This window comes from Algoriphagus oliviformis, assembly GCF_017254915.1.
GTDB lineage: Bacteria > Bacteroidota > Bacteroidia > Cytophagales > Cyclobacteriaceae > Algoriphagus > Algoriphagus oliviformis.
In genome coordinates this window covers 449,520-461,699 of record NZ_JAFKCT010000004.1, presented here as the reverse complement: position 1 = coordinate 461,699, position 12,180 = coordinate 449,520, and the positions used below count along the sequence as shown (strand labels likewise).

General features: G+C 53.8%; 11 protein-coding genes. 4 read left to right on the top strand and 7 right to left on the bottom strand.

Features of this window, described 5'->3' with window-relative positions; genetic code table 11:
* Window positions 1–19 precede the first annotated feature (19 nt).
* Window positions 20–976, bottom strand: coding sequence for a polyphosphate kinase 2 family protein (locus J0A68_RS12560; protein ID WP_236025564.1), 957 nt, complete (start codon window positions 974–976; stop codon window positions 20–22).
* A 197-nt stretch (window positions 977–1,173) separates the two neighbouring features.
* On the opposite strand from J0A68_RS12560, the gene J0A68_RS12555 reads away from it, so the two are divergent.
* The 4 genes from J0A68_RS12555 (at window position 1,174) to J0A68_RS12540 (ending at window position 5,047) form a co-directional block, all read left to right on the top strand.
* Entirely contained in the window at window positions 1,174–2,265 is a 1,092-nt protein-coding gene (locus J0A68_RS12555; RefSeq protein ID WP_206578549.1) for a 6-phosphofructokinase, read from the top strand.
* 78 nt (window positions 2,266–2,343) lie between these two features.
* Entirely contained in the window at window positions 2,344–3,657 is a 1,314-nt protein-coding gene (locus J0A68_RS12550) for an acetylxylan esterase (protein ID WP_206578548.1), read from the top strand.
* 167 nt (window positions 3,658–3,824) lie between these two features.
* On the top strand, window positions 3,825–4,217 hold the full coding sequence (locus tag J0A68_RS12545) for a PAS domain-containing protein (RefSeq protein WP_206578547.1): 393 nt from the start codon (window positions 3,825–3,827) through the stop codon (window positions 4,215–4,217).
* Entirely contained in the window at window positions 4,214–5,047 is an 834-nt protein-coding gene (locus tag J0A68_RS12540) for an MBL fold metallo-hydrolase (RefSeq protein WP_206578546.1), read from the top strand. The genes J0A68_RS12545 and J0A68_RS12540 overlap by 4 nt, the downstream gene beginning before the upstream one ends.
* 32 nt (window positions 5,048–5,079) lie before the next feature.
* On the opposite strand, the gene J0A68_RS12535 is transcribed toward J0A68_RS12540, so the two are convergent.
* The 6 genes from J0A68_RS12535 to J0A68_RS12510 form a co-directional block, all read right to left on the bottom strand.
* Entirely contained in the window at window positions 5,080–5,631 is a 552-nt protein-coding gene (locus J0A68_RS12535) for a GRAM domain-containing protein (protein ID WP_206578545.1), read from the bottom strand.
* A gap of 77 nt (window positions 5,632–5,708) precedes the next feature.
* A complete protein-coding gene (locus J0A68_RS12530) occupies window positions 5,709–6,254 on the bottom strand; it encodes an ORF6N domain-containing protein (RefSeq protein ID WP_206578544.1) in 546 nt (181 codons plus the stop codon).
* Between the two features lie 14 nt (window positions 6,255–6,268).
* Window positions 6,269–7,807, bottom strand: a complete 1,539-nt coding sequence (locus J0A68_RS12525) for a YifB family Mg chelatase-like AAA ATPase (protein ID WP_206578543.1) — start codon at window positions 7,805–7,807, stop codon at window positions 6,269–6,271.
* A 63-nt stretch (window positions 7,808–7,870) separates the two neighbouring features.
* Window positions 7,871–8,239, bottom strand: a complete 369-nt coding sequence (locus tag J0A68_RS12520; RefSeq protein ID WP_206578542.1) for a hypothetical protein — start codon at window positions 8,237–8,239, stop codon at window positions 7,871–7,873.
* A gap of 30 nt (window positions 8,240–8,269) precedes the next feature.
* Window positions 8,270–10,102 carry an ABC transporter ATP-binding protein gene (locus J0A68_RS12515; protein WP_206578541.1) on the bottom strand — a complete coding sequence of 611 codons (1,833 nt, stop codon included), beginning with the start codon at window positions 10,100–10,102 and terminating at the stop codon, window positions 8,270–8,272.
* Between the two features lie 277 nt (window positions 10,103–10,379).
* Entirely contained in the window at window positions 10,380–12,083 is a 1,704-nt protein-coding gene (locus tag J0A68_RS12510) for a hypothetical protein (RefSeq protein ID WP_236025563.1), read from the bottom strand.
* Window positions 12,084–12,180 lie beyond the last annotated feature (97 nt).

The window sequence follows — 12,180 nt, the reverse complement described above, 5'->3', positions numbered from 1 at the left end:
ACCGCCTACTTCTCTCTGCCTACTGCTTACTCCCCTCTTCCAGCAGCAGTTTTTTCATTTCCTCCAGCTTTGTCCGTTCTTGATCGGGAAGGGAGGGAAAGGCCAAGTCCATCCCGTCCAGGGCATGGATGATGGCCGACGCCACCGCGACGCGGGCGTAGGGTTTGTTGTCCGCGGGGATCACGTACCAAGGGCTGTCTTTGGTGGAGGTCTTGCGGATGGCGTCCTCGTAAGCCTTCATGTACTGGTCCCAGTAGCCCCTTTCCTTGATGTCCGATGAGCTGAACTTCCAGTTTTTGTCCGGCTCATCGATGCGCTCAAGGAAGCGGGCTTTTTGCTCATCCTTGGATACGTTGAGGAAGATCTTGATGACCTTGGTGCCGTTGCGGTGGAGGTACTTTTCGAAGTTTTCGATGTCTTCCAGGCGCTGGTCCCAGATCTTTTTGGTGACGAGTTTTTTTGGAAGCTTTTGGCTTCTCAGGATTCCCTCGTGCACGCGCACGACCAGCACCTCTTCGTAGTAGGAGCGGTTAAAAATCCCGATTTTGCCACGCTCGGGCAGCTTGGTGAGGCAGCGCCAGAGGAAATCATGGTCGAGCTCCTCCGCACTCGGGGCCTTGAAGGAATTGACATGGCAGCCTTGGGGATTGATGCCTGAGAGGACATGCTTGATGGCACCGTCTTTTCCCGCCGCATCCATCGCCTGAAAGATCACCAGCAGGGACCATTTGTCTTGGGCGTAGAGCTTTTCCTGCATGGTGGCCAGGGCATCCACCCCTTGCTCCAGCGCCTCTTTGAACGTGGACTTGTCTTCCGGGCCGTAGTCTTTTTTGGGCTGGGTAGAAAAATCCTTGAGCTTGAAGTCCTTTCCGCTGCCCACGCAGTAGCGTTTCGAAAATTTCTTTGCCCGCTTGATCAGCTCCTCGTCGCTCATTTTTTTGAATGCCTTTGCCGTCAGGTTTTCTTCTCCTATCATGGTAGTGTGTTTTCTGGGGGAAAAAAGATCTAGATGTTTGTCGACCTTTCCCGGCGCGGGGACTGGTGCCGGAGGGTCGTTTTTAGGCCTAAAGCCTCTAAAAAGATACAGGGATTTTCCTGAAATATTCCCTACCTTCTTTTTTTGTTTAACCTACCAAGACAAACCTGTCTTTCAAAAACCTGTTTGATTAAGCCATGAAAAAACTACTGGTTGCCACCGGCGGTGGAGATTGCCCCGGCCTCAATGCGGTCATCCGCGGTATCGTAAAACGAGCCTCTAAAGAGTCGGATTGGGAAGTTTGGGGCAGTTTCGAGGCCTTGAACGGCCTGATGGAGGAGCCCACCCGATTGGTCCGCCTGGATGGGAAAACCGTCGCCGGGATCCATGTCAAGGGAGGAACCATCCTAGGCACGACCAACAAAGGCAATCCCATGAGCTATCCCGAGAAGCAGCCTGACGGCAGCGTCAAGCTGGTCAACCGTATTCCCTGGGTAGTGGAGCGGCTCAAGGAGAAAGGCTTTGACGCGGTGGTGAATATCGGAGGTGATGGCTCGCAGGCCATTTCCCAGGCGATGTTTGAAGCGGGGATGCCAGTGGTGGGGGTGCCCAAGACGATTGACAACGACCTGAACTCGACGGATTTCACTTTCGGTTTTCAGACGGCCGTGCAGACGGCTTCGGAGTCCTTTGACCGGCTCGTCACCACGGCGAGCAGTCACCATCGGGTGATGATCATGGAGGTGATGGGAAGGGATGCGGGATGGATCGCACTGTACACGGCCATCTCCGGCGGGGCGGAAATCTGCCTGATACCGGAGATTCCCTACGACCTACAAGCGGTGGTGGAGAAGGTCAACGCCCGCTACGTCGATGGGCGCGGCTTTGTCAATATCGTGATCGCCGAGGGGGCAAAGCCCAAGGACGGTACGGTCACCGCTACCCAAGGCGAGGAGGGGAGGCACGCCGTTCGCTTGGGGGGAGTTTGCTACGCGCTCAGTCAGCAGCTGAAGGATGCGGGCGTCAAGGCTGATATCCGCGAAACGGTTCTCGGGCATACCCAGCGCGGCGGAACGCCGATTGCCTACGACCGGGTGATCGCATCGGTCTTTGGGGTGAGAGCCATGGAGCTGGTGCTGTCGGGCAAGTTTGGCGAGCTGGTGGTGCTCAAAAACAACGAATACACTTCCGTGCCGATCAAGGAGGCGATCAGTGCCTACAACTATGTCGATCCGCAAGGTGCTTTGGTACAAGCGGCCAAAGGCCTCGGTATTTTCTTTGGGGATTGATGCTTTCACCGAGCGCAACAATTCACCTGACTTTTAAATGACCCAATTCTTGAATCTCAAATCTTTCAACCCAAACCAATGACCTCATTCAAATCAATCCAAAGGCTACAATTCTCCGTACTAACCTTCTTTCTCGTTAACCTTTCAACGCTCTCTTTTGCCCAGATCCAAAAGCAGTATCTGGACATCTCCGTCTCCCCGGACAAGATGGATTGGACTTATCAGGTCGGTGAAAAAGTGGAGTTTGTCGTTTCTGTCACCCAGTCCGGCAGACCAGTTCCGGTCGAGAACGTGCGCTATTTTGTCAAGGAGGAAAAGATGGAGCCTCTGCAGGAAGGCCCGCTCCAGCTCAAAGACGGAAGGGCGACGATTTCTGCCCAGGGCATGAAGACTCCCGGTTTTCTCAGGTGCGAGGTCTTTGCCACGATAGATGGCAAGGAATACCGAGGCTTGGGGACAGCGGCATTTGCCCCGGAGCAGATCCAGCCCACGGCCCAGATGCCGGGTGACTTTGAGGCTTTCTGGGAAAAAGGCAAGGCCGAACTGGCAGAAGTGCCGCTTGATCCCAAGATGGTCCACCTGCCTGAGCGGAGTACAGAGACTGTGGACGTCTATCACGTGAGCTTTCAGAATATCAGAAACAGCCGGATCTACGGAGTGCTGACGGTGCCAAAGGGTGAGGGGAAATTCCCCGCGATCCTGCAGGTGCCTGGCGCTGGCATTCGTCCTTATGTTGGGGATTTGGGCAAAGCCGCCCGTGGTGCGATCACCTTGCAGATCGGTATCCATGGCATTCCCATAGACCTACCACAGGACGTGTATGGCAACCTCTCCAGTGGGGCGCTGAACGGCTATTGGAATTTCAACATCTCGGACAAGGACATCTACTACTACAAAAGGGTGTATTTGGGATGCGTGAGGGCGGTTGACTTTTTGACCTCCCTGCCGCAGTATGACGGGCAAAATCTGGGGATCCAGGGCGGAAGTCAGGGCGGGGCGTTGGCGATCATTACCGCGGCACTTGATTCTCGGATCAAGTATCTCTCCTCCATGTATCCCGCTTTGAGCGACATGACCGGCTACCTGCATGGACGGGCTGGAGGCTGGCCCCACATGTTTGCCGGCAACAACCTCCAGTACTACAACTATCCCGAGGCTATCGAGACCCTGAGCTACTACGACGTGGTAAACTTCGCAAGGATACTGAAGACGCCTGGATTCTACAGCTGGGGCTACAACGACGACACTTGCCCACCGACCTCCTACTACTCCGCCTATAACCAGATTACGGCTCCCAAGGAAGTCTTTGTCATCCCAGAGACCGGTCACTGGACTTATCCGGAGCAGGGGAAGAGATCCGAAGACTGGCTCTTTGAAAGGCTGAAAAAGTAGTCCTTGGACTGGGAATCGCCGCTGGGAATGACAAGGTCGGGGAAAAAAAACGGTCGCCGTGTGGGACGGGGGATAGGCGGTGCAGCTCCAGAAAAACAAGGAGATAGTTTAAGCTGATCAGAAAAATAGTTATCTTCTCCTGACTTTTAGCATAGACCCTATCGACCATGCCAGCACAGCCTTTGGAATTGATTTTGGCCAGGCAATTTGGAGACAGCCTTAGTATGCCCTTTTTTTTGGTGGATTCTGAGGGCAACCTGTTGTTTTACAACGAGGCCGCGGAGGGGATCCTCGGCCTGAGGTTTACCGATACAGGAGGCATGCGTGTGGAGGAGTGGGCTACGATGTTTAGGCCTACAGACCTTGATGGGAATCCCCTGCCTCCCGAAGACCTGCCACTGGTGCAGACGCTCACCCTCCGGCAGCCAGCCCATGGCTCATTTCAGATAGACAACATCAAGGGGGAGCGGGTGACGATTACGGTCACCTCCTTTCCGCTGGAGGGTCGGCCTGACCGATATTTGGGGGCTATAGCCATGTTTTGGAAGAGCGAGTCATGAAGGTGAAAGTGTGGGGATGCCGGGGCTCGCTGCCATCGCCCGGGCCAGAAAGCAATCGGTTTGGGGGAAATACCTCCTGCTTTGAAGTGACGCATGGGGATAGCTGCATCATCTTGGATTCAGGATCCGGCATACAGCGTCTCGGCAGATACCTCAGTCCCGACCTGAAAGAGATCCACATTTTGCTCACCCATCTGCACATCGACCATATGATGGGGTTAGGCTTTTTCCTTCCGCTGTACAATCCCGAGGTGACGGTACACATCTGGGGACCCTCTGCCTCCTGCGAGTCGCTGATCAATCGGCTGAGACGCTATTTTTCACCACCCTTGTTTCCCATTCGCTTCAATGAGCTGCCGAAGCATCCCGTCATCCATGAGCTTTCCAACGAAGAGTTTTCCATAGGCGAGGTGCGTATCCACAGCGAATACATCTGCCATCCCGGACCGACGCTGGGCTACCGGCTGATGACGGAAAATTCGGTGATGGCCTATATCCCCGACCATGAGCTGCAGCTGGGCTCGTGCAACTTTCCCCTTGATCCCGAGTGGACTTCTGGCTTCGAGATCGCCAAGGCGGCAGACATCCTCTTCCACGACGGAAGCTATACGGCGGCGGAATACGCCAAGAAAACAGGCTGGGGGCACTGCTCGGTGGACGATGCCATTGCCTTTGCCGAGCTCTGCAAGGTCAAAAATCTCCAGCTGATCCATCACGAGCCCATCCGCACGGACAGCGAACTCGAACAGATGCTAAAAGATTCGATGCCGGAGCGTGCGCTGGATTTCAGCGTTGAAATGTGCGCCGAGGGGGATGAGTTTGAGCTCTAAAAATAGAAGGCTGTCGGCTCCTTGTTGGCGGTCTAGGCTACTTTTTCGTTTATTTTTTCAATCCACAGATCTCTTTCCCCAAGTACAAAATCATGTTTTTTTCCGTCTGCGGTTTTGATTCGGATTCCATTGTCGAGCAGTTTTGCCGTTTTTCTTCGAGATACCTCGGTGATTTGTTTGTAGTCGATGGTTGTCTGGCCGTTTTGGATATTGAGTTTGTGGGCTTTGAAAGTGAGCTTTTCGTTTGTCAGGAATAGTTTTCCGCCTACTCCTTCTATCCCTCTGAAAAGATTGGCGGGACCTTCGACTTCGATTCGCTCATTTTCCGCCAAATCAGGTTTGATGCTGTTCCCGATTTTTTCGAGGTGGGACGGCCCCAGTTTTCGGGCAAAATAAGGCAGCCCAAAACCCACGAAAAAGCCAAAGACTACTCCCTGAAAAAGATGGCTATAGATGCTTCTGAGCTCACCGTTCATCAGGTAATCAAACAAGAGGCCAAGCCCTGCATACAGCACTCCCGGCAGAATCGAAGAGATGATTTTTTGTTTGGCACTCAGTGTTGGTAATTCTGTTCCTATTTCCATAAGGTTTGATTCGGATACTTCTGTCCGCTTTTTAGTCAGGGCGTCTAGACGTTCGGCTTCGCCGCCGAAAGTAACAACTAGAATTCTTCAAAGAAAATCCCTTTGTCGGGTTTGGGCTGTCCAGCCTCCAAAGCCCTAAACACTTCCTCAAACCTGGCTTCGGTGTTCAGCTGTTTTAGCTCCAGCTGATCAAGACGCTGGAAAACGGAGGCATTTTTCATCAGAAAACTCCGCATGCTGACGAAGGCCTGCATGATCTGTATGCTGACCTGTACGGCAACGTCACTTCTCAATACAGCGGACAGCATGGCGACACCCTGCTCGGTGAAGGCGTAGGGGAGATATTTGCGGTGTTTGCCTCTGAGGTTCTTTAAGATCGCATTTTGCGATCTTAAAGAACCGTCGCTTTTGGACGTTAGACTTTTATTCAAATCCTCCCATTCAGCTTCGGTGAGCTGGAACATGAATTCGCCTGGAAACCTATTCATGTTTCGTTTTGCCGATTCATTGATCCTTCCGGTTGTGACTTGGTATAGCTCTGCCAAGTCCTCGTCCAGCATCACCTGCACGCCTCGGATTGTATGGATCTTGTTTTCGATGTGTTCTTTCAGCGCTGGCTCCATTTTTTCTCAAAAAATCATCCTGCCCAGCCTTCCCTGTCCAGGCTTCGGTATTGGATGGCTTCGGCCAGATGCTCTACCCGGATGGTGTCGCTCTCGGCAATGTCGGCAATGGTGCGGGCCACTTTCAGGATACGGTCATAGGCGCGGGCGGAGAGGCCAAGGCGCTCCATGGCGGTCTTGAGCAGGGTTTTGCCAGCCTCGTTGATTTGGCAGATTTCCTTGACCAGGTGCGAGGGCATCATCGCATTGCAGTAAATTTCAGGGTTATTTTGGAAGCGGGCTTTTTGACGCTCTCGTCCTTTGATCACCCGCTCGCGGATGACCTTGCTGGCTTCCGACTTGCGTGTGGAAGTCATCTCCTCAAACCTTACCGGAGTTACCTCCACATGCAGGTCGATGCGGTCCAGCAGGGGCCCGCTCACCTTGTTGAGGTAGCGCTGCACGATGCCGGGCCCGCAGACGCATTCCTTTTCGGGATGGTTGTAGTAGCCGCAGGGGCAGGGATTCATGCTGGCGATGAGCATGAAGTTGGCCGGATAGTCCACTGAGACTTTCGCGCGGGAGATAGTGACTTTTCTTTCCTCCAAGGGCTGGCGCATCACTTCCAGCACAGTCCGCTTGAATTCTGGTAGCTCGTCGAGAAAAAGTACCCCGTTGTGGGCCAAAGATATTTCCCCGGGTTGGGGATTGCCGCCGCCGCCGACCAGCGCGACATCGGAGATGGTATGATGGGGACTGCGGAAAGGCCTCTGTGCCAAAAGGGAGGCATGTTTGCCGAGCTTGCCGGCTACGGAGTGGATCTTGGTGGTTTCGAGGGCTTCTTGAAGCGAAAGCGGAGGCAAGATCGAGGGAAGCCGCTTGGCCAGCATGGTCTTGCCCGCTCCGGGAGGACCTATCATGATCACGTTGTGTCCACCAGCCGCGGCGATTTCCATCGCCCGCTTGATGTTTTCTTGGCCCTGCACGTCGGCGAAGTCAAACTCATTTTCATCCAAAGAGTGGTAGAAAATCTCCCGGGTGTCGGTGACCAAGGGCTCGATTTCCAGATTTCCCTGGAGAAAATCCACGGCCTGGTCCAGGGTCTCCACGCCGATGATGTCGATGTTGTTTACAATGGAGGCTTCCTTGGCGTTTTCCAAGGGTAGGATAAAGCCCTTGAACCCGCGCTTTCGGGCTTCGATAGCGATAGGCAGGACGCCTTTGATCGGACGGAGGTTTCCGTCCAGAGACAGCTCGCCCATGATCACGTAGCGCTCGAGCTCGGGGAAAGCGACCTGCTCGGAGGCCTGCAAGATTCCCATGGCAATGGGCAGGTCGTAGGCTGAGCCCTCCTTGCGCACGTCGGCGGGGGCAAGGTTCACCACCACTTTTTGCCGGGGCATGCGGTAGTTGAAATACTTCAGGGCGGACTCCACGCGCTGTTGGGATTCCTTCACGGCGGAGTCGGGCAAGCCCACCATGAAGAAACTGGTGCCCTGCCCTACATTGACTTCGATGGTAATGAGATTGGCATCGACTCCGGAGACGGCACTTCCAAAAGTTTTAGCGACCATAGGAAAAATAAAAAGAGGAGATGTTTGGTCTCCTCAATATACTGGATTGCGAAAATTAAATCTTTATTCATCCGTTACATTTTTTCTGGGACGGATGATCCCTCCACTGTCCTCCTGGCCCTTTGGCGAAGCTGGTTTGGGTGTCGGTGCGACCTTGGGGTGTTCAAAGTCATAGAGTTTGGCTTTCAGTTCGTTCATCTCGGCCTGCATCTTTTTGGCGTCCGCATCCATGGAGCTCTGATGCATGCGCGTGGTCGCCCAAGTCACCACAAAAAGGATGAAACCAGTCAGGAATACTTTCATCATAGACTCAGGGGTAATCGGATCCATGCCAAATGCGGATCCGAAGGTGTCATGGGCAAAGAAAAATACCAGGAACAACAGAAAGTACAGCAAAAGTGCGAGTTGCAGAAATTGCGCGATTTTTTTCATGAGTGGAACAATTAATGATTTCTAATTTAATCAAACTGACTGAATACTCGATAGTTTTTGGTAAAGTCCGTCTACCGCCATCAGGTCGGCATGGGAGCCCCGCTGTACGATCTGGCCCTGCTCGATGACCAAGATCTCGTCGGCATGCTGGATGGTGCTGAGCCGATGGGCGATGACCAACGTGGTGCGGTTGCTCATGAGCTTGGTGAGCGCTTCCTGCACCAGCAGCTCGGACTCAGAATCCAAAGCAGAGGTGGCTTCGTCGAGGATCAGAATGGGTGGATTTTTCAACACTGCACGTGCGATACTCAGTCGCTGTCTTTGCCCTCCGGAAAGCTTTGATCCCCGCTCGCCTATGGAGGTTTGGTAGCCATTTTCCAGCTGGGAAATGAAGCCGTGCGCATTGGCGATCTTGGCGGCCTCGATCACTTGGGCCTCCGTCGCGCTGTCTATGCCAAAAGCGATGTTGTTGAAGACCGTGTCGTTGAAGAGGATGGATTCTTGGGTGACGATGCCCATCAGACCGCGAAGATCGGCTGGGGAAAAATCCCGGATGTCCGTGCCGTCGAGTCGGATGGCTCCTGAGCTGGGATCGTAAAATCTGGGTACGAGATCCGCCAAAGTAGATTTTCCCCCTCCAGAAGGGCCGACCAGGGCGATGGTTTTCCCCCGCTCCAGTCGGAAATTGACGTCCCTCAGGACCAAGCGATCCGCATAGGCAAAGGACACCTGGTCAAACTCGATGGCATCGCCAAAGCCTTTGACCGGCTTGGGGTTGGCAGGTGCCTCGATCTGGGTCTTCGTATTGATCACCTCAAAGATCCGCTCTGCGGAGGCGATGCCCCGCTGGATGCTCGACACGGCACGGGAGATTTCCTTGGCAGGGTTCAAGACCTGGGTGAAGATGATGATGTAGGTGATGAAGTCCGAGGCACCCAGGTCGGACTCCCCGCTGAGCACGAGGCTGCCGCCATATACCAAAATCCCCGCCACCACACTCACGCCCAAAAACTGGGAAATGGGCGATGCCAGCTCGTTTTTGCGGGCCATGCTCACGTTTACATGGGAGTAGTAGTCGGTCTCTTCGTCAAACTTTTCGGCGATGAAGCGCTCGGCGTTGAAGGCCTTGATCACCCGCATGCCTCCGAGTGTCTCGTCCAGGATGTTGACGATGCGGCCGAGGGATTCCTGGCTTTGCACGGCGCGTTTTTTCAATCTCCTAGTGATCCCACCGATGATCGCCCCGGAGATCGGGATGATCAGGATGGTGAAGAGCGTCAGCTTCACAGACATGAAAAAGAGCACGGAAAAATATAGGATGATCGTGGCAGGCTCGCGGAAGACGACCCGCAGGGACTGGACGATGGTGTTTTCCACCTCCTGCACGTCGTTGGTCATCTTGGACATGAGGTCGCCCTTGCGCTCGTTGGAAAAGTAGCCGATGTGCAGCGTGCCTACTTTGTTGAAAATGTCCATGCGCATGCCCTTGATCACCGTCGCCCGTACCTTGGCCAGGACTACTCCCGAGAGGTAGGTGAAGAGATTGGACAGAAAGACCGAGATCACGATGATGATGCAGACGAAGACCAGTGTGCCCATCTTTCCGTAGTCGTCCTGCACGGAGAGAAAGAAATGGTTGAAAAGCCCGGTGAAGTACTCCAGCGAAAAGCTGAAGGCAGGCAGGCTGCGATATTGCTCGAGTGTGGCTGGCTCCACCTGCTCAAAGATCACGTCAAAGAGTGGCTTGAGGAGGGTGAAGTTGATCAGTCCGAAGATGATCGAAAAGAGCGTGTACAGGACGTATGTGGGGACGAACCTGCCAAATGGACGCGCATAGGACAGGATTCGCAGGTAGGTTTTCATCAACGGAAGCTTGGTAAATCGGTTCGCAAGTTACGCAAAATTGCCGGAGCGGGTTTTTGCCAATACTTGAAGTTATTTCGTCTTTGCGAGGAGGAGGTACGACGACGAAGCAATCTCTTCATTATTGTTGATTGAGACTGCTTCGTGCCTCGCAGTGACGCATCGCAGAACGTCATCACAAAGGGGATAAAGATTTTTTTTCAGAAGGCCTGTCTTGCGTCTGAAGTAGTTGGGTGGTGGGAGATATCCTTGGGTGCAATACTACAGAAACAATCCCTTAATAGTTGAAATCAGGCTTGATGAAGTTCCATCGAAAAGCCAGCTGGAGGTAGTGGCTGCTGGCCGGTGCGTCCAGGTCCTGTGCAGTCCTGCGGCGGAAGGTGTGGGAAGCGTCGATGAAGAAGTTGTGCTTGAGCATGTACGAGGCCGTCAGGTTGGACTGGATCACCTTGTTTTCCACGCCTTGCCCGATGTAGTTGCCAAAAAGCCCCGTCGGGCTGCCTTCCAGGCGGTTTTTCAACACGTCCCCACCCCAGTTGACTTCGGGGCTTTCATCCGCGCCGAAGTACTGGTAGAATCCGGTCAGGTTCAGGTCCAGCCTTGGCAGGGGCTGATAGCGAAAGATGCCGACAAACTCCCGGAAGTTTGCACCTCGGGGGTGGGTGAGGGGCGTGCGCCAGTTGGAGTAGGATTGGTAATCGACCTTTTCCTGGAAAGTATAGGGCCGCGCCTGGTTCCATTCCAGCTGAAAGTCCAGGTTTCTCAGTCCAAATACATTGATGTACTTGTAGCCCAGCTGGGCACCGTACTTGTTTCGCTTGGAGCCTTCCCCGTCGATTTCAAAAAACTCGTTGAATACAAACTCGTCCAGCGCAAACTGCCCATATACTTCCATCCCCGGTACAAAGATCCACTTGGCGTCCAAGCCCAGCATGACCTTGTCCGGCGTGCCTTGCTGCTGCTCCACCCAGCGTAGGAAGATGAAGGGATTGAAGTAGTTGAAGTTGATCTTGTCGGTCATGATGGAGGAGAAAAAGCCCAAGTTGGCGTTTTTTCCGACGTTGAAGCCGAGGCGGTTGTAGGCAAAATACTTCTGCGGGTAGCGCCCATCCGTCGGCCGGCCGCGGTCGTAAAAGACATCCGCGGTCATCTGCGTCCAGAGATTGGTCAGCTGGAACTTCCACACCTTGGTGTTGAACTTGACAAACATGTAGGGATTGGAAAAGTCCGAGATCTGAAAGGACCGGTAGCCCTCGCCAGCAAAGTTGCGGTCATGCCCCACCTGGATTTCGATGTGCTTGGTGATCTGGAAGGACACGTGCCCGAGGGCCGAAAAATAGTTGTACCCCTCGTCCTTGTACTCTTTCCAAAACCCCTCGCCCGGCACCGCGCCATTGTGTTCGGCGTAGGATTTTACCCAGCTTGGGAAAAACACCTCAGAGGTAGTCAGATAGGTGTAGAAACCCACTTTTTTGTCCACCGATCCCCGTACGACCAAGCCTCTGGCCAGTCGGGCAGGGTTGCGGTCATTGTCCGTCTCGGTGCCTCCGCTAAGGTAGATCACCGGACTGAGATGGATGCCAAAGTCCTCGCCTTCGTAGTGCGCAAAGTCGCCCGGCCGACGATAGAGTGACTTCAGGAAAGGTTTTTTGGATTCGGGGATTTCCCGCTCGGAAAACTCCCAGTTGTCTTGGCTGAGGTAGTCCAGGTTGAACTGATCGGCCTTGGACTGGATGACCTCCGGGTTTTCGGCCAGACTGTCCAGGTACTTGGCTAGGATATCCCGGCGATAGGGCTTGTAGCCGCTGTTGAAAAAGGGGTTGGTTTTTCCCTGTAGGATCTCGTAGCGATCCATCTTGTGGTAGTAGTCACGGTCGTAGGGGATATAGGCTCCTTGGGCAAGGCTGGATTGGATGGAGGAAAAAAGAGCCATCGCAAAGACAAACAGCCCTAACGGTCGGATGAAGGTGGTTTTTTGCATCGCTTAAAGCTAAAAAAGAATCGCCAGTAAAAAAGCCCTGCGGGACAAAGTCCACAGGGCTTTAGTTTGACGTTGCTTTTGGCAGGTGACAGGCCGG

Excerpts from the sequence above, each read along its gene's own strand:
- J0A68_RS12560 (WP_236025564.1), bottom strand. The coding sequence starts at position 976 with ATGATAGGAGAAGAAAACCTGACGGCAAAGGCATTCAAAAAAATGAGC.
- J0A68_RS12555 (WP_206578549.1), top strand. The coding sequence starts at position 1,174 with ATGAAAAAACTACTGGTTGCCACCGGCGGTGGAGATTGCCCCGGCCTC.
- J0A68_RS12550 (WP_206578548.1), top strand. The coding sequence starts at position 2,344 with ATGACCTCATTCAAATCAATCCAAAGGCTACAATTCTCCGTACTAACC.
- J0A68_RS12545 (WP_206578547.1), top strand. The coding sequence starts at position 3,825 with ATGCCAGCACAGCCTTTGGAATTGATTTTGGCCAGGCAATTTGGAGAC.
- J0A68_RS12540 (WP_206578546.1), top strand. The coding sequence starts at position 4,214 with ATGAAGGTGAAAGTGTGGGGATGCCGGGGCTCGCTGCCATCGCCCGGG.
- J0A68_RS12535 (WP_206578545.1), bottom strand. The coding sequence starts at position 5,631 with ATGGAAATAGGAACAGAATTACCAACACTGAGTGCCAAACAAAAAATC.
- J0A68_RS12530 (WP_206578544.1), bottom strand. The coding sequence starts at position 6,254 with ATGGAGCCAGCGCTGAAAGAACACATCGAAAACAAGATCCATACAATC.
- J0A68_RS12525 (WP_206578543.1), bottom strand. The coding sequence starts at position 7,807 with ATGGTCGCTAAAACTTTTGGAAGTGCCGTCTCCGGAGTCGATGCCAAT.
- J0A68_RS12520 (WP_206578542.1), bottom strand. The coding sequence starts at position 8,239 with ATGAAAAAAATCGCGCAATTTCTGCAACTCGCACTTTTGCTGTACTTT.
- J0A68_RS12515 (WP_206578541.1), bottom strand. The coding sequence starts at position 10,102 with ATGAAAACCTACCTGCGAATCCTGTCCTATGCGCGTCCATTTGGCAGG.
- J0A68_RS12510 (WP_236025563.1), bottom strand. The coding sequence starts at position 12,083 with ATGCAAAAAACCACCTTCATCCGACCGTTAGGGCTGTTTGTCTTTGCG.